This is a genomic window from Lentzea sp. NPDC042327 (assembly GCF_040647275.1).
Taxonomy (GTDB): domain Bacteria; phylum Actinomycetota; class Actinomycetes; order Mycobacteriales; family Pseudonocardiaceae; genus Lentzea.
In genome coordinates this window covers 103,019-122,739 of sequence record NZ_JBEZBX010000019.1, presented here as the reverse complement: position 1 = coordinate 122,739, position 19,721 = coordinate 103,019, and the positions used below count along the sequence as shown (strand labels likewise).

Genomic DNA, 19,721 nt, shown 5'->3' with positions numbered 1-19,721 from the left:
GGCGCACCGGGCGGGTCAGGCGGCCACCGGCGTCAGCTGGTGCAGCACGTCGCGGTCACCCAGCCGTTCCCGGGCCCACTCCACCACCGCCGTCTCCTGGGCGAACACCACGATCTGCCGGTCTACCGACAACCGCAGCAGCAGGTCCAGCACCGCACGCGTGCGGGTGTCGTCAGCCTGCACGGTCACGTCGTCGAGCAGCAGCGGGCACGGTTCGGTGGCCAGGTGCTGGGCCAGTGCGACCCGCAGCAGCAGGTAGACCTGCTCCGCCGTGCCCAGGGACAGGCGGGAGGCCTGGTGCCACGACTCCGAGGCCGCGCGCACCCGCACGGTCAGCGAGGCGGAGTCCACGGCGGCGTCGACGTAGCGGCCTCCGGTCACGGTCGGCAGCCAGGTGCGGAGCGTGTCCTCCAGGGCCGGTGCGATGGTGCTGTGGACCTTGTCGCGGGCCGCGGTCAGGTACTGCAACGCGAGGGTGACGGCCTCGACCTCGGCGGTGATCTCGGCGACGGTGGCGCTCGCCGCCTGCACGGCCTCCTCGGCGTCCGGGACGCTGGGCAGGGTGCGCGCCAGCTCGGTCACAGTGGCGGCGAGGGAGTCCGCCGAGGCGGCCAGTGCCGGGTCGACCGGGCCGCAGGCGGCGTAGCGGCGGGCGGCTTCGAGCAGGGTCGCGTGCAGGGACTGGGCCGCCGACAGGGAGGTCTCCATGTCGTCCAGGCTCTCGGCGGCGAGCAGGGTGGTGAGCTCGGCCCAGGCGTTGCGCTCGTCCTCGGCCTCGCGCAGCAGGCGGTCCCAGCCGCGTTGCCAGTCGGCGATGGCGCGCAGCAGGTCCTCCGGGCGCTCGCCGGAGCCGCCGATCGCCTGCACGGCGGCGCGGAGCAGGTCCAGGGCTTTCGCGCGGGCCGCCACGGCCTCGGCGACGGTGGCCTCCGCGACGCGGCGGTCCTCCAGCGCCGCGGCCAGCAGGGGGCGTTGGGCGGCCAGCAGCGCCTGGCGGGAGCGGACCTTGCAGTCGGTCTCGTAGTCCACCAGCAGGTCGGGCACGGACATCGCCGGCTCGACCTTGCCGCGGGCGCCCAGCTCCGCGCGGACGGCCTCCTCGGTGCGGGCCACCTCGGTGAGCAGGTCGGCGTGCTCGGCCTCCCACACGGCGCGGTTCGCCAAGCGCCACAACGTCTCGCGGTCCGCGGGGACACCCAGTGCGGCGCACTCGGCCGCGGCGTCGTCGTGCAGGCGCACGGCCTCCAGCGCGACGGCGCGCTGACCCTCGGCCTCGGCGAGGGCGCGGTCGGCGGTGAACAACGCGGCACGGGCCTCGAAAACCGCGGACGCGCGCTCGGCGGCGAAGGCGACCGCCGCCTCACGGGCCGGTGCGTCGCCACGGGACAGGAAACCGCCGACACCGGCCACGACGGCCGCCACCAGGACGCCCGCCGCGGCCAGGGGCTGACCGATGACGACGAGCAGCAGGGCGACCAGCAGCGTCAGACAGCTCAACGCGACAAGAGCGTTGCGCAGGAACGGGTTCGGCATCGCGATCTCCTGCACGTGCGCGGCCGCCACGTCCGCCTCGACCTGGGCACGCGCCGCGCCGGCCGAAGCCCCCTCCTGCACCTGCCGGGCCGTGTCCACCGCGAGTGATGCCGTCGTGAGCCGGGCGCCGCTCGCGGGGTCGATGCGCGTGGCCAGCCCGCGCAGCTGATCGGGGGTGGCGGTGGTGGTGACGGCCGGGTGGCGTTCCTGGTGCGCGGCGGCGACCGCGGCGGCCACCTCGTACGCACCGGCGACCACGCGCAGCTCGTCGTCGACGGCCGTCTCGCCGTCCGGGCGCGCCGGCAACGCCTCCAGCTCGTCCTCCAGCGTGGCGGCGGACGGACCGGTCAGCGTCCGCGGTGCCGGTGCGGCGCGCCATGCGGCCATCGCCCGGTTCACCGCGGCGGCGAGCTCCTCCTGGGCGGCCAGACCGGAGGGCGGCGAGTCGCCGAAGCGGTCCTGCAGCTCGCGGACACGGGCGATCCGCGCGGCCAGCGCCTCCAGCTCGGTGGCGTGCTCCTGCACGGTCACGCGGGCGCGCGCCGCGCAAGCCTGCCGGGCCCGAGCGCTCAGCTCCACGTACCGGGTGTGCTCGCGGCGGGCCACGGCGAGGTCGGTCTGGGCCTCCCGCAAGCGGTTGCGGGCCTTCTGCAAGGCCTCGGCGGGCACGACGAGCCGTTCCAGCGCCTGCTCGACGGTCCCGTCCGTGCCCGCGGTGGAGGCGGCCCGGCGCAGGTGCTCCTGCAGGCCGTCGGCCGAGTCCAGCACGGACAGCAGCTGCGCCTGGTCGACGCACGCGGTCGCGGCGAACGAGCTGCGGTCCATGCCCACCCGGCGTGCGACGTCGAGCGCGCTGTCGTCGTTCAGGTCGCGGTCCACGGTCAGCGTCTCACCGGACTCCAGCGCCACGGTCGCCGCGACCCGCCACGACTCGCCCTCCCAGGGGCGGTGGCGTGCGGCCGGCGACCCGCACAGGGCCGCGCGGATCGCCGCGTGCCACGACGACTTCGCCGACTCGTTCACGCCCGACACCACGGTCATGCCCGGTGCGAGCGGCAGCGTGCGGTCGTGCAGCGGCCCGAAGGCGTGCGCGGTGACCGACTCGATCCTCATCGTTCCTCCAGGGCGCGCAAGCCGGTCATCAGCACACGGCTGCGCAACGCCACGTCCAGAGCGGGGTCCGCCAGCACGTCGCGCACGAACTGGCCGCGCACGGTCCGTTCGGCGGCAACGGAGTCGAAGTCCAGCGACGGGAACGCCTCGGACGCCTCCGCCGGCAGCCCGAGCGACCGCGACGCCGACACGTCGAACACCTCGCGCGACACCGTGCCGTCGTCGTGCACGGTGCACATCACCGCGCCGCGTTCACCGGTCTCGCCCGGCGTCAACGGGTCCGGGTTGCCAGGGAAGGTGTGGCGGGTGGCGTGCTCGGGTGTGTGCACGTGCCCGAGGAACGCGTGGTCCAGCCCGGTGATCGCGACGTCACCGGGCGTGGAACCGTGGCACAGCGCCAGGTTCACGCCGGACCGGTTGACCGTGAAGCCCTCCAGCAGGTCGCGCGTCGGACCGGGACCGACGTGCGCGGCGCCCCATAGCGTCACGCCGTCGGCCAGCGCCACCGGGGTGAAGCGGCCGGAGGTGAACACGTGCACGTTGGGCGTCCAGTCCACCTGCTGGTAGACCGACTCCGCGCCGTACCAGTCGTCGTTGCCCGGTGCCAGGTAGACCGGCACCGAGCAGTCGAACGCACCGCGCAGGAACGCCGCGGTGCCGGGGGAGCAGCGGTCGTGCTCGTACAGGTCGCCCGCGCACAGCACCGCGTCGACCGACTCGGTCTCCGCGAGCTCGACGATGTGGCCCAACGTGTCGCGCAACGCCTGGCGCCGCGCCGGACCGGCGCTCGCGAAGCGCGTGTCCAGGTGCAGGTCCGCGAACAGCAGCAGTTTCACCGGATGCCTTCAGGAGAGGTCGGTCGTGCCGGACGGCGTCGGGGTGGGCTCCAGCACGTGAGGTGAGGTCGTCTCGGGCCAGTCGGCCGGTCATCGGTTCGAGCAACCCGGCTTCACCCGCCACGGTCACGTTTCCTCCAGGTGCCACCACTCGATAGGGCGGCAACTTAGGCACCAAAAGAGGCCTACTGACGAGTACTCACACGATCGAGTGGTGTTACCCAGGGTGACTAAAGTACCTCGGGCTCGTCAAGGACCCCAGACCTCGACCGCCCGGATGACGAAGTACGCGTCCGGCACGTAGGTGCCGTGCTTCGGGTACGTGGTGAACTCGGCCTCGGTCGAGCAGTTCTCCCGCTGGTAGACGCTCGCGTCCCTGCTCAGGCGGTTGGCGAAGGACCGGCCGACCACGTTCAGCGTGATGCACTCGCCGGGGTTCGCGGTCTCCAGGTCGAGGCGCTGGACCGTCCCCGTGTAGTCCGGCCCCGCCCACACGCAGAACTCGCCCTTGTCACAGGACTTGTCACTCTGTGCTACAGCGATCCCACTGGAGGCAACCGCGCCCGCAGTGACCGCCAGGGCGGCGATGAGGCTCTTCGTCGACATGGGCGCACCTCCGTCGGGAAAGAGTGTGCGGCCATTCGGCTCAGTCGGCCAGCCGATCTTGAAGCGCCATCGCGTCCCGCGGCGCGTACGCCTTCGCGTCGTTGTCGAAGTAGACGAACACGTCGCCGTGCTCCCGCCACTTCCTGATCTTCTCCGCCCACTCGTCGAGGCCCTCGTCGGTGTAGCCGCTGACGTAGAGCTCGTCGTGGCCGTGCAGCCGGACGTAGGTGAAGCCGGCGGTGACCTCCTCGATCAACGGGTACCTGCCGGCCGCGTCGGCGATCACGAGCGCGATGTCGTGGCGGCGCAGCAGGTCGAGGAACTCCGGCGTGGCGTAGCTGTCGTGGCGGATCTCCAGCGCGTACCGCATCGGCCGGTCGGCGTCGGTGGTGGTGTGCGCCGGGTCGACGCGGTGGTCGTGCCGCTGCGCGACCTCCGCTGCCTCGGCGGTGGTGCGGGGCAGGGCCGCGAAGAAGTGCGTCAGCAGCTCGGCGTCGTAGCGCAGCGTGGGCGGCAGCTGCCAGAGGACCGGGCCGAGCTTGGGCCCGAGCGCGAGGACTCCGGACGCCAGGTAGTTGGCGAGCAGGTCGTTGCCGTCCTTGAGCCGCTTCATGTGCGTGATGAACCGGCTGCCCTTGACGGCGAACACGAAGTCGTCCGGCGTCTCCGCGGCCCACCGCTGGTAGCTGGACGGGCGTTGCAGCGAGTAGAAGGAGCCGTTGACCTCCACCGAGCCGAGCCTCTCGCTCAGGTAGGCCAGCTCGCGCTTCTGCGTGACGCCCTTGGGGTAGAACTTGCCGCGCCAGGGCGGGTAGACCCATCCCGAAGTACCGATCCTCACCTCACCCATGCGGCTATCGTGACACGGTGGACGCCTACCTACAGCGCATCGGTGCCTCGCGGGACTCGTCGCTGGCGCAGCTGCAGGAGTCGCACCTGCGCAGCGTTCCGTTCGAGAACCTCTACACGCACATGGACATCCGGATCGTGCTGGAGATCCCGTGGCTGTACGACAAGGTCGTGGTGCAGCGGCGGGGCGGGTTCTGCTACGAGCTCAACGGGTTGTTCGCGGAGCTGTTGCGGCACCTGGGACATCACGTCGACCTGCTGGCCGTGCGGGTCTTCGGCGGTGAGGAGCTCGGGCCGCCGTTCGGCCACCTGACGCTGCTGGTGGACCACGAGTGGCTGTGCGACGTCGGCTTCGGCGCGTTCACGCTGCACCCGTTGCGGTGGGACTCGCGCGAGGAGCAGCAGGACCCGCACGGGCTCTACCGCCTGGTCGACCACGGTGACGACGTGGACGTGTACGAGGAGGACCGGCTGCGCTACCGGGTCGAACGCCGGCCGCGCGAGCTGGCCGAGTTCGTGCCGGCCTGCTGGTGGCAGCAGACCGCGCCGGAGTCGCACTTCCGGGTCGCGCCGCGGGCGACGATCCTGACACCGCACGGGCGCAAGACGCAGACGGACCAGAAGCTCGTGGTGACCACCCGCGGCTGCCGGGTCGACTCGCCGGTGGACGACCCCGCAGCCGCGTTCCTGGAGAACTTCGGGCTTCACTTCCGGCAGAGCAGCGCGTCCGGCGTCCTGCGCCAGTCGTAGGCGACACCGGCGATGTGCTCGTCCTGGGCGCACTGCCCCTTGTAGTGCCCGTTCGCCCAGTCACCGCCCTGGTCCGGCCGGTTGTCACCGCGGTCGAACCACAGCACGCGCGTGCTCGTGCCCTGCGCCACGGGCGCGCAGACCAGCGTGAAGTTCGCGTACCCGACGGCGGCGCCGCCCTGCGGGCACTGGAGCTTCGTGTAGCCGGCGGCCCAGTCGTTCGTGACGTGCCGCTCGTCGGTGACGCGCGTGGTCGCGCTCCACTGTGGACCGCTCACGCACAGGCCGCGGTTGCCGGTGTGGCTGATGCCGACGAGCTTCTGGCTCTGCGGGCAGGACTCCTTGACGAGCTGGTTCCAGCGGGTCTCGCGCGGGACCTGCCCGCTGCGGCTCGGCGCGGTGACGAGCCGGTTCCACGCGGACGCGCGCCAGTCGTCACCGTCGTTGACGCCCATGCGGTTGCCGTTGGCGTCCCAGTGCAGCAACGCCCATCCGTTGCCGCGCCGGTTGTCGTGGAACCCGACCAGCGGCCAGTAGGCGAAGTCCGTGTCGGTGGCCACGAGGTGGTCCACGAACCGCTCGAACCAGTCGCGTGCCCTGGGGTTCGACTCCTCCCGGCCACCGACGCCGAACTCGCTGACCCACAACGGCGCGGTGAAGTGCTTCTGCGCCTCGGTGATGAAGAAGGCCTGCCGTTGCAGGACGTTGACGTGCTCCTGCGGTGAGAGGTCCTGGTACCGCGGGTCGGTCGTCTCGCCGATCCCGGTGGCACCGCTGTGGTTCGGTCCGGTGTAGCCGTAGAAGTGGGCGGAGTACACGAGCTTCTCGGGGTTCGCGAGCGTGTGGCTGAGGAACCGGGCGGGCTCCAGCGTCGGCCGTCCGTGTGCGAAGCCGTCGACCGGGATGCCGGTCCAGTTGATGCCCTCGACGATCACCAGCAGGTCCGGGGCGGTCTGCTGGATGCGGTCCGCAGCCTGCTGCGCGGCCTTGTGCCAGTCGTGGTCGTTGCCCCAGCCCCAGTTCGGGTCGTCCCAGACGTTGCGGCGCACCTCGTTGTACAGATCGGCGCCCACGACCCGTTTGTCGTCCTTGTAGCGGTTGGCCATGAACGCCCAGTCGGTGATCCACTGGTCCGTGCTCTGGCTGGTGTTCCACCGCTCGTTGCCGTCGACCCCGCAGCACCACCGCGACGTGGTGGTGTGGTTGTTGAGGATGACGGCGAGGTCGTTGCGCGTCAGCTCGGCGACCACGGCGTCGTAGACCTGCAGCGGCGTCTTGCCGTTGAGCTGCGCGTCCTTCAGACCGTTGACGGGACGGGTGTCCTTGATCATCTGGTTGGAGAACGGCAACCGGACGCTGTTGACGCCGATCTCCTTGAAACCGCTGACGATCGTGGCCATCGTCGCGCGGTCGAGGCCGAGCGGGACCTGGTCGGCCTTCTCGCCCGCGTGGTGGGTGGCGGGGTCGTTGATGTCACCGGAGCCGTTCCAGGTGCCGCTGGCCCCGTGCCAGTTGCCGGACCTGAGTTTGAAGCGGTCACCGTGGGCGTCGACGATCCACCGGCCCCGGGTGCTGAGGGGACCGGTCCAGGTCGCCTCGTCCGCTCGTGACTGAACGGGCGCCACGAGACTCGCGGCCAGGAGCAGGGGAGCCAAGACGCGAATTGGTTTCATGTCTGAACAGGCTAGCGGTGAAGCAGGCCCTGCAGGGTCGCGGAATTCTCTTCGGGCCGTGTTGAGACGTCCACGCCGATCACGTCGATGGCCGCGATCCGGCGGCCCAGGTGCTTGACGTCGATCGTGCGCTTCGCGGTCGGGGCCGTCGACGGGTGCACGATGACCGCGCGCGGGTCGTGGGGCTGGTAGGCGTGGGCGTAGGTCAGCAGCTGGTGGACGTCCTCACGGGTGACGGCACGCCGGTCGTAGTCCTTCCACTTCGCGTCGACCGGCAGCCGTTCGGCCAGGGCGTCCGGGCGGTAAGGCCGCGCCCGGTCGCCGTACCGGTGCACCATGACCCCTTCGATCGTCGCCGGGCTGCCGACCATCCGGTGCACCACTCGTTCCCACACCTTCTCGATCACCAGCAGGTGCGACTCACCGACCAGCGTGCGCGGCAGGAACAGCTCCGAGACGCCGCCGGCCCTGAGCACCACCTCGGCCCACGCGTGCGCGGCCCGGTACCGGAGGTTCAGCCGGTTGTGCCGCGACCTGGCGAGCGTCGAGCGGGCGACCTCGGCTGTGCAGAGCGGGAACTCGGTGGAGAGCTGCCTGGCCTGCTGGCGGAGCTTCGCGGTGGTGGCGGTCTTCGCGGCGTGCCGCAGAGCGGCGCCGCACACCTCGTTCTCCCAGATCTGCACGGTGCGGTCGAACGTGCGGACGTGCAGCCGGTCGAGCATCCCGAAGCGGTGGGTGGCTTGGCGGGTGAGGTCGAGCCTGCCCCGGACAGCCGCCTCGACGGTCTGTCGCGGCTGGTAGTCCTTGCGCAGTTGGTCGCGCAGCAACGTCCGGCACTCGTCGAGCAACGCTTCGACCGCCATGTCCGGGAAGTAGTCCCCGTCGGCGTCCCACCCGCGCCGTTGCGACAAGACCGGGTGGTCCCGGTTCGCCGCGTAGTGCAGCCAGTGCAGCAACATCTCGCCGCTCACCGGAACCTTCGGCTCGATGACCAGGTCGGCGTTGTCCAGCTTGAGGAGGCCGACGACCTTGCGGACGGTCAGGGTCGTGCCCTTGGCGGTCGGGCGTGGCGTGAAGTACTTCCTCAGCTCCGGGCCGTCGAACTTGCGCAGATCCGCTTCGGTGAGCTCGAAGTCCAGCAGGGTCGTGTGCTGCTCACGGAACTTATTCATTCGTGTCCGCGTCCGCGCTGAACTCCTTCGCCAGCACCTCCAGCAGGTCACCGGGAGTGGTCTCCGGGCCGACCTTGGCCTTGCCGAGGACCGCTTCGAGGAGGACCTGGTCGTTGCTCGTGCAGTCCTCCAGCAGCGGCAGCACGTCGTGGAAGTACACCGAGTGGACGTCGCGCTCGTTGTCGAGCGGTTTGTCGTCGCGCAGGAAGAACGCGTGCCCGATCTCGTGGTCGGGGCTGAGGTGTTCGGCGATCCGGCCGTTGAGCTCGGTCAGGAAGACCCCGAGCTCAAGAGGGCCCACCGCGCCCGCGATGACCTCGTAATCGGTGCGCACGGGCTGGAACTCGAACCGCCTGCGGATCGCGGCGTCCAGGTGGGAGACGCTGCGGTCGGCGGTGTTCATGGTGGCGATGATGTAGACGTTCGCCGGAACGCTGAACGGTTCGTCCCCTGTCGAGAGTTGGAACTCCTTGCCGCGCTTGTCCTTCTCCAGGTAGGTGACCAGCTCGCCGAGCACCCGCGGCAGGTCCGCGCGGTTGATCTCGTCGATGACCAGGACGTGGTTCGGCTCGTTCCGCGCCCGCTCGCAGACCCGGTAGAACACGCCCTTGGCGAGTGTCAGCGACAGACCGCCACCCTCCGTCTCGGTCGGCCGGTAGCCGAGGACGAAGTCCTCATAGCCGTAGGACGGGTGGAACGTCGTGTGCGTGACCCGGTCGCCGGCGAACTCCGCCGCCGCGGCGAAGGCCAGCCGGGTCTTGCCGGTACCCGGCGGGCCGAAGAGGACGACCTGGTTCTTGCGTTCCAGGCCGCGGATGACGTCCTCGACGTCCTCCGGCACCGGAACGGGTTGGGCGGCCGCGCCGGGGACGGCTTTCGCGCTGATGGTGTTCCACAGTGCCGGTCGCACCGGCGCGAACGTGCGGAGCCAGGCTCCGACCGGCGCGTCGAGATCCTGTTCGTACGAGGGGTCCCAGTCGACCGAGACGGTGTGGCGGTAGTGCTCGATCCCCGGGTCGTAGCGGTAGCCGCGGTCGGTGACGGTGCCGACGGCGAGCACCTTCGACTTGCCCTGGTTCGCGATGACCTTCGCGCCCGCCGGGAGATCGCGGAAGTACTGGAACAGCCGGGTCGCGCTCGCGCGGTGAGACTGCGCGGACTTGTCGGGGTACTCCTCGGCGAGCGCGAGGGCGAGTTCTCCGCCGGTCGTGTACTGCCTGAGGTCACCGACCCGGTCCCAGCCGACGCGGATCACCTCGTCCCGCAGGCACTCGTCCCAGTACCGGCCGCCACGTCCAGGCGCGATCTTGATGATCGTCTTGGCGGAGACGGGTGCGAGGAAGTGCTCGTGCAGGTAGCGGACGACCTCGGCGTACTTCCAGCGCCGGAGCACCGGATGTGCGTCGACCGCCTCCCTCAGCTGGAGGTTGAGCTCCCACACCAGGCCGTTGGAGGTCGGGGTGTGACCGAGGAGCTGGATGAGTGCACGCAGGTCCGCCGCCGAGTAGATCGGCAGGTAGGACTCCGGCGCGTAGGTGTGAAGCGCCTTGGTGACAAGTGACTGCCCGTGGCGCAGGAGCGGTGCCTCTGCGAAATCACCGTCGAGCAGCGCCTCCACGAGCTGGTCCCTCAACACCGTCCACGACCTCTCCGGCGCGGAGAAGCCGCGAGAGCCTGCGGTGTACCACTCCTGGCTGCGTTCGCGCCGGAAGATGACGTACTTGGCGAAGCTCCCGCCCTTGATGTTGCCCAGGTGCGGGGTGCCGTCCTCCATCGCCGCGCAGAACGACGGTTCACCCGTGCCGATCGCGAAGCGTTCCAGTGGCAGCTGTGTCCACTCGTTCAGCGGGTGGTCGGCGACCACCTGCTCACGTTCGCGCTCGGCCAGTTCCAGCTCGTCGTCCATCTCCGGCTTGGGATGGGTCTCCAGAGCTGTGGTCAGGTGGTCCAAGCCGGGCACGAATGCTCCTCACGACGGCGGGCCTTCGGGAAGAGCATCGAACATCAGGGCCGGAATGTTCCTCAACGCCGCGCTTCGGATGTGCACCTGGCCATGAGAGCGAGTGCGTTGCTGGGCGCGGCGCCGTGCATCGTGTTGTCGAAGTACACGTAGGTGTCGCGGTCCCACTCCTCGACCTTGCGCGCCCACTCGTCGAGCTGGTCCTCGCTGTAGGAGCTGATGTACAGCTCGTCGTGCCCGTGCAGCCGCACGTAGGCGAAGTCCGCGGTCACGGCCTCGATGCACGGGAACGTCGGGGCGTCCGACACCACGTGGGCGATGTTGTGCGCGTGCAGGAGGTCGAAGTAGGCGTCGGTGCGGAACGACTCGTGGCGCGGTTCGAGGGCGTGCCGGCCCGGTGGCAGCGCGGCGAGGAAGTCCTGCAGCAGGCCGCGGTCGAAGCGCAGGGACGGTGGCAGCTGCCAGATGATCGGGCCCTGCTTGTCGCCGAGGGCGAGGGTGTCGGTGAACGCCTTGAGCGCGTCCTCGGTGTGGCGCAGGCGTTTGTCGTGCGTGATCAGCTTCGGGCCCTTCACGGCGAACGTGAAGCCGGCCGGGGTCTCGGTGGCCCACTTGCGGTAGTAGGCGGGTGGCTGGAGGCGGTAGAAGGAGCTGTTGACCTCGATCGTGGCGACGTGGGAGGCCAGGTGGGTCAGCCACAGGCGTTGGGGGATGCCGCGGTAGAAGCCGTCGCGCCACTCGGGGTAGCGCCAGCCCGACGTGCCGATTCTGATCACGGAAGCGGGGTAACCGCGGCGGGCTGTAGCTACTCCGTAGCGCTTTTTGGGCAGAAGTGCTACGTTGGTGCTATGTCGCCCACTGCTATCGGACAACGGCAGCTCCGCAACGACAACGCGGAGATCATGCGGCGGGTCGAGGCGGGGGAGAGCTTCGTCGTCACCCGCAACAACAAGCCGGTCGCCCAGCTGTCGCCGTACCGGGTCGACGTGAGGTGGCACGAGCAGCCGCGGGTGCGGCTCGGTGCCGTGCAGGACGCGTTCCGGCAGCTGCCGGCGGTGGACGCGGAGCGCTGGGAGGCCGACCGGCGTGCGGCCGACGAGGTCTTCGGTGAGGACGACCCGGCGGACGACCCGTGGCAGAGGTGAACCGGGCCCTGCTCGACACGGGCGTGGTGATCCGCCTTGAGCACGTCGATCTGGGGCCGTACGTGCAGGCGCAGCCGTTCCTGAGCGCCGTCACGATCGCGGAGCTGGCGTTCGGGCTCGACACCGACGACCCGGTGGAGCGGTTCGCGCGCACCGAGCGGTTCTACGCCGCGCAGCAGCAGTTCGAGGTGCTGCCGTTCGGCCTGGAGGAGGCCAAGCTCTACGGGCAGATGGCGTCGCTGGTGCGCAGGGCGGGGCGCTCACCCCGGCCGCGGCGCATGGACCTGCAGATCGCCGCGACCGCGGCCGCCGCGGGGATGCCGGTGCTGACCATGAACGTCAAGGACTTCGCGGACCTGGACCGCCTCGTCGAGGTCGTGCCGGTGCGCCAGACCTGAACATCGCCAAAAGCCGTTTGAGACGCAACGTTCCCCTCTAGGCTGCCCGCATGTCGGTCACGAAGGGCTTCACCTGCACCTGCTGCGGTCAGGAACACGGCGGTCTGCCGTTCGCTCAACTGCTGGCCGCGCCGGCCTACTGGTCCGATGAGTTCGCGGGAAAACCCGGCAACGTCCTGGGCGACGAGATGTGCGTGATCGACAACGAGCACTTCTTCGTGCGCGGCCGCATCGTGCTGCCGGTGCGTGACGCCGACGAGAACTTCGAGTGGGGCGCCTGGGTGTCGTTGTCGAAGGACAACTTCGCGCGCATGGGCGAGGTGTTCGACGACCCCGGCCGTGTGCACGAGCCGCCGTACTTCGGCTGGTTGTCGGTGGCCCTGCCCGGTTACGAGCCGACGACGCTCAACCTCAAGACGAACCTGCACACGCAGGAGCGCGGCATCCGGCCGATCATCGAGCTGGAACCCACCGACCACCCGCTCGCGGTGGAGCAGCGCGAGGGCATCACCGTCGCGCGCGTCCAGGAGTTCGCGGAGTTCGCCCTGCACCGGTGACATCGGTGGCTTCGGTGGTTTTGGGGGTGCCGGTCAGGAACGCCAGCACCTGCTCCAGGTGGTCGATCCCGATGCCGGTCCGCGCGGAGACGGGCACCAGCAGCGTGCCGGGTCGTGCCGCCGCCCATTCGGCGTCCCGCCGCTGGAACTCGTCGTCCAGCCACGCGATCCGCCGTTCACCGGCCCACGCCGTGATCGCCGGGACCTTGCCGTGCCGACCGTCGTGGTGCTCCGACCCGCGGCCGCCGAAGTCGATCCACTCCAGCTCGGGCAGGCCCAGCCGGGGCCCGATGAACTCGTTCGCCTCGTGTTCCCACGTCGTCGCCCACACCAGGTCCGCGCCGGTCGCGGCGGCCAGTGAGAGCAGCCACGGCCCGTGCGACGGGTCGAGCCACACCCGCAGCGGGCGGTGGAAACCCGCGGGGCGCAGGCGGTGGGTGTGGTAGCCGGCGGGACGGCGGGTCGGTTTCGCCGCGTACGGGTTCAGCGGCCCGTCGACGTCGACCAGGATTGCGGGTCGCGGGAACATGACGTGATCGAAACATCCCGAACGCTAATGATCCCGCGAATCATCCCGATACGGGTCACATGACTCTCGCGGAGATCGTGACATCGGGGACGGCGGCCCACGTGCGGGCCGCGCTCGAACGGCAGCTCGACGGTGCGCTGGTAGAGGTTCCCGAGGAGGACGGCTCGCCGCGCAGGGCGTTCAGCGAGGCGTTGCGCAGGGCGTTGATGCTGCGGCAGAAGCACCCGTTCGACGTCGTCGCGCTCGGCCTGCCGGACCTGCTGCGGTACCGGGACCTGGTGGCGGGGTCCGAGGTGACGTTGCGGGCCACGAACATCGACGCCTATTTCATCCGGCCGGACGGCAGCGTGGAGCATTACCGGCCCGAAACGGAGTGAAGCCCGGCCCCCGCAGAAGGGGAGCCGGGCTTCACCGTGCAGCGACTAGGCGGGGACGGAGGCCACGCCGGGAGCCAGGAACCGCTTGCCGGTCACCTTCTCCGAGATGCCGGTGCGGTCCAGGTACGGCGTGATGCCGCCCAGCCAGAACGGCCACCCGGCGCCGAGGATCATGCACAGGTCGATGTCCTGCGCCTCCGCGACCACGCCCTCGTCGAGCATGATCCGGATCTCCTCGGCCAGCGCCTCCAGCGCGCGCGTCTTGACCTCTTCGCCCGTGAGCGGGGAGGAGCCGAACTCCCACAGCGCCAGGACCTCGGGGTCGACGGTCTGGTTGCCGGAGGAGTCCCACTGCCAGACGGCGCCCTTGCCCGCGGCGACGAACTTCTTCATGTTCTCCGACACCGAGAAGCGGTCGGGGAACGCGCCGTGCATCGTCTCCGACACGTGCAGCGCGACGGCGGAACCGACCAGCTGCAGCAGGATCATCGGCGACATCGGCAGGCCCAGCGGTTCGGTGGCCTTGTCGGCGACCTCGAACGACGTGCCCTCGTCGACCGACTTGATGACCTCGCCCATGAAGCGGGTCAGCAGGCGGTTCACGACGAACGCGGGCGCGTCCTTCACGAGCACCGAGGACTTCTTGAGCTGCTTGCCGACCGCGAACGCCGTGGCCAGCGTGGCGTCGTCGGTCTGCTCGGCGCGCACGATCTCCAGCAGCGGCATGACCGCGACCGGGTTGAAGAAGTGGAAGCCCACGACCCGCTCGGGGTGCTTGAGCTTCGACGCCATGTCCGTGATCGACAGCGACGACGTGTTCGTGGCCAGGATCGCCTCGGCGGAGACGTGCTCCTCGACCTCGGCGAACACCTGCTGCTTCACGGCGAGGTCCTCGAAGACGGCCTCGATCACGAAGTCGGCGTCGGCGAACGCGGCCTTGTCGAGCGAGCCGGACACCAGCGCCTTGAGGCGGTTCGCCTCGTCCGGCGAGATCCGGCCCTTGCCCGCGAGCTTGTCGATCTCGGCGTGCACGTAGCCGACGCCCTTGTCCACGCGCGCCTGGTCGATGTCGGTCAGCACGACCGGCACGTGCAGGCGGCGGATGAACAGCAGCGCCATCTGCGAGGCCATCAGGCCCGCGCCGACGACACCGACCTTGGTGACCTTGCGCGCCAGCGACTTGTCCGGTGCGCCGGCCGGGCGCTTGGCCCGCTTCTGCACCAGGTTGAACGAGTACAGGCCCGCGCGCAGCTCGTCGCTCATGACGAGGTCCGCGAGGCCCTCGGTCTCGGCGGCGTAGCCCTTCTCCAGGTCGTTCTCGCGCGCCAGCTCCAGCAGCTCCAGCGCCTTCTCCGCACCGGGGGCCGCGCCCTTGGTCTTGCCGTGGACGATGGCCTTGGCCCGCGCGACGGCGGCGTCCCACGCCTCGCCGCGGTCGATCTCCTTGCGCGGCACCGTGATCTCACCGCGCACGACACCGGACAGCCACAGCAGCGACTGCTCCAGGTAGTCCGCGGAGTCGAACAGCACGTCCGCGATGCCCAGCTTCAGCGCGTCGGCCGGCCTGAGCATCTTGTTCTGGTTCAACGCGTTCTCGAAGATCACCGTCACGGCGTCATTGGCGCCGATCAGGTTCGGCAGCAGCTGCGTGCCGCCCCAGCCCGGGAACAGGCCCAGGAACACCTCGGGCAGCGCGATCGCCGCCGCGTTCGACGCGAGCGTGCGGTAGTGGCACGACAGCGCGAGCTCGAGGCCACCGCCCATGACCGCGCCGTTGACGAAGGCGAAGGTCGGGATGTCCGAGTCGGTGAACTTCTTGAAGACGTCGTGGCCCAGCTTGCCGATCGCCACGCCCTGCGAACGGTCCGACGCCTGCTCGACGGCGGACAGGTCCGCGCCGACGGCGAAGATGAACGGCTTGCCGGTCACCGCGATGGCGGCGGGGGAGGCCGCGTAGGCCTCGTCGAACGCCGCGCCGAGCGAGACGAGCGACTGCGGGCCGAACGTCGACGGACGGGTGTGGTCCAAGCCGTTGTCGATCGTGATGAACGCGACCGGCTTGTCGAGGCCGGGCACGGTGATCAGACGCGTCTTGGCGTGGGTGACGACCTCGTCGGGGAAGATCGCCTTTGCTTCCTCAGCGGTGATGGTCACTTGCCACTCCAGTTCGGGTTCTCCCAGATGACCGTTCCACCCATGCCGATACCGATGCACATGGTGGTGAGGCCGTAGCGGACGTCCGGCCGCTCGGCGAACTGACGCGACAGCTGCGTCATCAGGCGCACGCCGGACGAGGCCAGCGGGTGGCCGGTCGCGATGGCGCCGCCCCACTGGTTCACGCGCGGGTCGTCGTCGGCGATCTTGAAGTGGTCGAGGAACGCCAGCACCTGCACGGCGAACGCCTCGTTGATCTCGAACAGGCCGATGTCCTCGATGGACAGGCCCGCGCGGGACAGCGCGCGCTCGGTGGCGGGCACCGGGCCGACACCCATGACCGACGGGTCGACGCCCTGGAACGCGTAGCCCACCAGGCGCATGCCGATCGGCAGGCCGAGCTCGCGGGCGGTCTCCTCCTCGGCCAGGATCGCGCCGGTCGCGCCGTCGTTCAGACCGGCCGCGTTGCCCGCGGTGACCCGGCCGTGCGGGCGGAACGGCGTCTTGAGCTTGCCGAGGTCCTCGACCGTGGTGCCCGGACGCGGCGGCTCGTCGGCCGTCGCGAGGCCCCAGCCGTGCTCGGCGGACCGGGTCGCGACAGGCACCAGCTCGGGGCCGATCTTGCCCGCGGCTACCGCGGCCGCGTACTTGGCCTGCGAGGCGGCGGCGTAGGCGTCCGCGCGGTCCTTGGTGATCTCCGGGAACCGGTCGTGCAGGTTCTCCGCGGTCTGGCCCATGACCAGCGCGCTCGGGTCGACGATCTTGTCCGACAGGAAGCGCGGGTTCGGGTCGACGCCCTCACCCATCGGGTGGCGGCCCATGTGCTCGACACCGCCCGCGATGACGACGTCGTAGGCGCCGAACGCGATGCCGCTCGCCGCCGTGGTGACGGCGGTCATCGCACCCGCGCACATGCGGTCGATCGCGTAGCCGGGCACCGACTTCGGCAGGCCCGCGAGCAGCGCCGCGGTCCGGCCGATCGTCAGGCCCTGGTCACCGGTCTGCGTGGTCGCGGCGATGGCGACCTCGTCGACGCGCTCCGGCGGCAGCTCGGGGTGCCTGCGCAGCAGCTCACGGATGACCTTGACGACGAGGTCGTCGGCACGGGTCTCGGCGAAAATCCCCTTGGGGCCGGCCTTGCCGAACGGCGTGCGGACGCCGTCGACGAAGACCACGTTCCGAACGCGTGCCGGCGCTGCTGGTGCGGCCACGGCGTCTCCTCCACTTGTGGTGACAACTCTGTCCACTCCGGCGGGGGTGCGCGACATCCCTACCGGTCGGTAACGCCAACTCTAGCCCTAGTTACTGGCCGGTAACCACCGTGGCGCCCCTGTTCGTTGTGTCACACACCTTGCGGACAACGAGGAAGAGCGGCAACCCGACCGGGGCCAGCAGGATCGTGATCACCAGAACGGGTGCCATGATCAGCGGGTTGACGTCCAGGCGGCGGCTTTCGAGGTACATCCAGCGTCCGACGAACAGGTCCCACGCGAGCATGTGCGCCCACACGACCGCCGTGCCGACGTCCGTGGCCAGGTACGCCGCCAGCGATCCGATCTCCGGCCGCGTGACCAGCGGCAAGACCTCGGGCAGCTCCGGGACGACCAGCACCACGTAGATCAGGACCGCGGGCAGCACGATCAGGTACGACTCGGCGATCCGCCGCGTCCACGACCACTTCGGCGCGAAGATCATGAGCGCCCAGAACGGCGCGGCCACCAGGAACGTCAGGTCGAACAGCGTGGCGGTCATGCGGGAACGAGCTCCTTCTTCGGTGCACGCGCCCACACCACACCCAGTGCGGTCGCGACGATGATCCCGGCGAGCGCGAGCAGCGTCGTGCCGTCGGGCTGGACCAGTGACTGACCGCGCAGCGCCTGCCACGTCACGAGCAGGAAGACCCCCAGGAACGACCCGCTCGCGACCCAGGCGAACCGGGCGTTGGCACGGCGCCCGAGCAGGGCGACGACCACCGGCAGCACCTGCAGCGCGTGCATGCCGACGAAGTGCCCGACGCGCAGGTCGCCGTGCTCGGTGCTCCAGCCGGTGAGCGCCATGTACGCACCGCCGTCGGGCGCGCCGACCGTGTGGGCGCCGAGCGTGTCGCCGTCGAGTGCCTGGCCGGGCTTCGGCTGCGTCATCAGGAAGCCGACGCCGAGGCCCAGGAACGAGATGACCAGCCCGAGCCGGATCGACCACGCGAGCGCCCTGTTCTCGATCTCGGTGCGCCACAGCAGGACCGCGACGATCGCGTGCGTCACCCAGAGCACGACGATCGTCGAGCCCATGATCGAGAACAGGGCCGCGTCGAGCGGCGTCTCGAAGTTGAAGTGGCTGCGCTTGCCGCGCACGACCTGACCGACGATCACGACCATCTCGGCGGCGCCGGCGACCGCGAGCACGGTGCCCGCCCACCAGCCGACGCGCTGGAACCGCTTCAGGTAGGTGAGCAGCCAGGCGAGCGTGAACGCGTAGACCGACAGAGACACGGCGAACTTGAGCGGCTTGAGCCAGATCGGCGAGTTCACGACCGTGCGGTCGTCGAGCAAGAGCCCGAGGAGCGCCACCGGGACCAGGATCACCATCGACCAGCCGAACAGGACTAACGGACGGTGCCACGTGCGAGCCATCTCTCTGCCCCCTGAATGGATAGCGGTACTGTCTGCTATCCGGAAGTTACACTATCCATATGCGTGTTGGCGAGCTTGCGAAGCGAAGTGGCGTCCCGGTGCCGACGATCAAGTACTACCTGCGCGAGGGACTGCTGCCGGCCGGCGTGCTGACCAGCCCGAACCAGGCGCACTACGACGAGGAGCACCTCCGCAGGCTTCGGCTGGTGCGGGCGCTGGTCGACGTCGGCGGCCTCTCCATCGCGGCCGTGCGGGAGGTGCTCGCCGCGGTCGACACCCGTGACGACTCGCTGCACAACAAGCTCGGTGCCGTGCAGGAGGCCATCAGCCAGCCGGGTTCGGTCGAGCTGGACCCGCTCGCCGTGCGGGACGTTCAGTTGTTCTTCGCACGGCACGGCGAGACCGAGTGCGCCGACGTTGCGGAGAGCAACGTGACCCGCATGCTCGCCGCCGCCCTGTCCGCGGCCCGGTCGGTCGGGCACGACCACTTCGAGGAGCTGCTCGACCCCTACCTGGAGGGCATGCGGCTCATCGCACGGGCCGACCTCGAGTACATCGCGCGACGCGGCTCCTCCGACGCGGTCATCGAGGCGATGGTCGTGGGCACCCTCATCGGCGACGCCGTGATCAAGGCGGTGCGCCGGCTCGCGCACGTGCAGGTGTCCCGCGAGGTGATCGGCGACGGCTTCGACGGTTGAGCTCCGGTAGCTCGCGCAGCCGATATATCAGTTGCCCGCGCAGCTACGCATCCAGCTCGGGCGCTGCTGACCTGCACCCTTGCAATGAGTCTTTTGCGGACGTCGTCAAAAGACTCATTGCAAGGGTGTCAGCGTGAGTGCAGAAGTAGCTGCCAGCGAACCTCGCCGTCGTGCAACTCGCCGGTGGCGGTCAGCCCGGCCGACGCAGCCACCTTGGCCGACGCGTGGTGCTCGGGGTGGACGTGCGCGACGACGGTCCGCACCGGCTGCGTGCGCAGCCACTCGACGAGTCCGCGCGCTGCCTCGCTCGCGATGCCACGGCCCTGCCACGGCGTGCCGACCACCCAGGCGATCTCGGCTGTCGCGTCGGCCGCGGTGACCGTCGCCTGGACGGTGCCGGCGAGCTCGCCGGTCTCGCGCAGCCGGATCACCCAGTTCAGCCACCGCACGTCCGGGTCGGGCGATCCCGCGACCAGCCGCCGGTACCGCGCCGCGAGCTCGTCCGGTGCGTACGGGGTTCCGCCGATGAACGCGTGCAGCGCCGGGTCCGCCAGCACCTCGGCCATCTCCGCGGCGTGCTCGACGCGCAACGGCACCAGGTCCAGCCGACCCGTGCGAATCTCCGCGTTGACCTGCGAGCTGCCGTCGTTCGTCACGCAGCTGATCATCCCCGACCACACCCCTTGCAACGGTTCTTTTGCCGTCGTCGTCCAAAGACTCGTTGCAAAGGTGCAGGTCAGT

Annotated in this window: 20 protein-coding genes; 6 read left to right on the top strand and 14 right to left on the bottom strand. The window is 70.1% G+C overall.

The features are described from left to right. Positions 1-15: 15 nt before the first annotated feature. The 4 genes from AB0A63_RS35335 to AB0A63_RS35320 all read right to left on the bottom strand — a co-directional run bounded on the left by AB0A63_RS35335 (position 16) and on the right by AB0A63_RS35320 (position 4,938). Positions 16-2,646: an AAA family ATPase gene (locus AB0A63_RS35335; RefSeq protein WP_360399213.1), complete on the bottom strand. Its 2,631-nt coding sequence runs from the start codon at positions 2,644-2,646 to the stop codon at positions 16-18. Next, complete coding sequence (locus AB0A63_RS35330) at positions 2,643-3,482, bottom strand: metallophosphoesterase (protein WP_360399210.1); 840 nt, start codon at positions 3,480-3,482, stop codon at positions 2,643-2,645. The genes AB0A63_RS35335 and AB0A63_RS35330 overlap by 4 nt, the downstream gene beginning before the upstream one ends. Positions 3,483-3,731: 249 nt before the next feature. Further along, positions 3,732-4,088: a peptidase inhibitor family I36 protein gene (locus tag AB0A63_RS35325; protein WP_360399207.1), complete on the bottom strand. Its 357-nt coding sequence runs from the start codon at positions 4,086-4,088 to the stop codon at positions 3,732-3,734. 40 nt (positions 4,089-4,128) lie between these two features. Further along, on the bottom strand, positions 4,129-4,938 hold the full coding sequence (locus AB0A63_RS35320; RefSeq protein WP_360399204.1) for a DUF72 domain-containing protein: 810 nt from the start codon (positions 4,936-4,938) through the stop codon (positions 4,129-4,131). A 17-nt stretch (positions 4,939-4,955) separates the two neighbouring features. Between AB0A63_RS35320 and AB0A63_RS35315 the strand changes: the two genes are divergently transcribed. Then, the gene (locus AB0A63_RS35315; protein WP_360399201.1) at positions 4,956-5,687 is read left to right on the top strand and encodes an arylamine N-acetyltransferase; all 732 of its coding nucleotides are present in this window, start codon (positions 4,956-4,958) and stop codon (positions 5,685-5,687) included. Here the strand turns inward: AB0A63_RS35315 and AB0A63_RS35310 are convergent. The 4 genes from AB0A63_RS35310 to AB0A63_RS35295 all read right to left on the bottom strand — a co-directional run bounded on the left by AB0A63_RS35310 (position 5,642) and on the right by AB0A63_RS35295 (position 11,268). Beyond that, on the bottom strand, positions 5,642-7,360 hold the full coding sequence (locus AB0A63_RS35310; protein ID WP_360399198.1) for a cellulase family glycosylhydrolase: 1,719 nt from the start codon (positions 7,358-7,360) through the stop codon (positions 5,642-5,644). The genes AB0A63_RS35315 and AB0A63_RS35310 overlap by 46 nt on opposite strands. Positions 7,361-7,371: 11 nt before the next feature. Then, entirely contained in the window at positions 7,372-8,532 is a 1,161-nt protein-coding gene (locus AB0A63_RS35305) for a hypothetical protein (RefSeq protein WP_360399195.1), read from the bottom strand. Further along, positions 8,525-10,492, bottom strand: coding sequence for an AAA family ATPase (locus AB0A63_RS35300; RefSeq protein ID WP_360399192.1), 1,968 nt, complete (start codon positions 10,490-10,492; stop codon positions 8,525-8,527). The genes AB0A63_RS35305 and AB0A63_RS35300 overlap by 8 nt, the downstream gene beginning before the upstream one ends. 62 nt (positions 10,493-10,554) lie before the next feature. Then, positions 10,555-11,268 carry a DUF72 domain-containing protein gene (locus tag AB0A63_RS35295; protein WP_360399189.1) on the bottom strand — a complete coding sequence of 238 codons (714 nt, stop codon included), beginning with the start codon at positions 11,266-11,268 and terminating at the stop codon, positions 10,555-10,557. Positions 11,269-11,340: 72 nt separating this feature from the next. Between AB0A63_RS35295 and AB0A63_RS35290 the strand changes: the two genes are divergently transcribed. From AB0A63_RS35290 to AB0A63_RS35280, 3 genes are read left to right on the top strand one after another with little or no spacing between them, the layout of a single operon-like run. Further along, on the top strand, positions 11,341-11,637 hold the full coding sequence (locus tag AB0A63_RS35290; RefSeq protein ID WP_360399186.1) for a type II toxin-antitoxin system prevent-host-death family antitoxin: 297 nt from the start codon (positions 11,341-11,343) through the stop codon (positions 11,635-11,637). Beyond that, the gene (locus tag AB0A63_RS35285) at positions 11,625-12,035 is read left to right on the top strand and encodes a type II toxin-antitoxin system VapC family toxin (protein ID WP_360399183.1); all 411 of its coding nucleotides are present in this window, start codon (positions 11,625-11,627) and stop codon (positions 12,033-12,035) included. The genes AB0A63_RS35290 and AB0A63_RS35285 overlap by 13 nt, the downstream gene beginning before the upstream one ends. Positions 12,036-12,085: 50 nt before the next feature. Next, a complete protein-coding gene (locus AB0A63_RS35280; protein WP_360399180.1) occupies positions 12,086-12,592 on the top strand; it encodes a DUF2199 domain-containing protein in 507 nt (168 codons plus the stop codon). Here the strand turns inward: AB0A63_RS35280 and AB0A63_RS35275 are convergent. After that, entirely contained in the window at positions 12,543-13,121 is a 579-nt protein-coding gene (locus AB0A63_RS35275; RefSeq protein ID WP_360399177.1) for an HAD domain-containing protein, read from the bottom strand. The two genes, AB0A63_RS35280 and AB0A63_RS35275, sit on opposite strands and share 50 nt — an antisense overlap. Positions 13,122-13,180: 59 nt before the next feature. Between AB0A63_RS35275 and AB0A63_RS35270 the strand changes: the two genes are divergently transcribed. Beyond that, positions 13,181-13,498 carry a hypothetical protein gene (locus AB0A63_RS35270; protein WP_360399174.1) on the top strand — a complete coding sequence of 106 codons (318 nt, stop codon included), beginning with the start codon at positions 13,181-13,183 and terminating at the stop codon, positions 13,496-13,498. Between the two features lie 45 nt (positions 13,499-13,543). Here the strand turns inward: AB0A63_RS35270 and AB0A63_RS35265 are convergent, their stop codons facing one another. The 4 genes from AB0A63_RS35265 to AB0A63_RS35250 form a co-directional block, all read right to left on the bottom strand. Next, entirely contained in the window at positions 13,544-15,652 is a 2,109-nt protein-coding gene (locus tag AB0A63_RS35265; protein ID WP_360399171.1) for a 3-hydroxyacyl-CoA dehydrogenase NAD-binding domain-containing protein, read from the bottom strand. Beyond that, positions 15,649-16,863 (bottom strand): acetyl-CoA C-acyltransferase, encoded by a 1,215-nt coding sequence (locus AB0A63_RS35260; RefSeq protein ID WP_360399168.1) that lies wholly within the window; start codon positions 16,861-16,863, stop codon positions 15,649-15,651. Before AB0A63_RS35260 ends, AB0A63_RS35265 begins: the two co-directional genes overlap by 4 nt. Positions 16,864-16,954: 91 nt before the next feature. Further along, positions 16,955-17,404, bottom strand: coding sequence for an ABA4-like family protein (locus tag AB0A63_RS35255; protein ID WP_360399165.1), 450 nt, complete (start codon positions 17,402-17,404; stop codon positions 16,955-16,957). Beyond that, positions 17,401-18,282, bottom strand: coding sequence for a hypothetical protein (locus tag AB0A63_RS35250; protein WP_360399162.1), 882 nt, complete (start codon positions 18,280-18,282; stop codon positions 17,401-17,403). Before AB0A63_RS35250 ends, AB0A63_RS35255 begins: the two co-directional genes overlap by 4 nt. A gap of 59 nt (positions 18,283-18,341) precedes the next feature. Between AB0A63_RS35250 and AB0A63_RS35245 the strand changes: the two genes are divergently transcribed. Continuing rightward, on the top strand, positions 18,342-18,980 hold the full coding sequence (locus AB0A63_RS35245; protein WP_360399159.1) for a MerR family transcriptional regulator: 639 nt from the start codon (positions 18,342-18,344) through the stop codon (positions 18,978-18,980). Between the two features lie 128 nt (positions 18,981-19,108). Here the strand turns inward: AB0A63_RS35245 and AB0A63_RS35240 are convergent, their stop codons facing one another. Continuing rightward, positions 19,109-19,636: a GNAT family N-acetyltransferase gene (locus AB0A63_RS35240; protein WP_360399156.1), complete on the bottom strand. Its 528-nt coding sequence runs from the start codon at positions 19,634-19,636 to the stop codon at positions 19,109-19,111. Positions 19,637-19,721 lie beyond the last annotated feature (85 nt).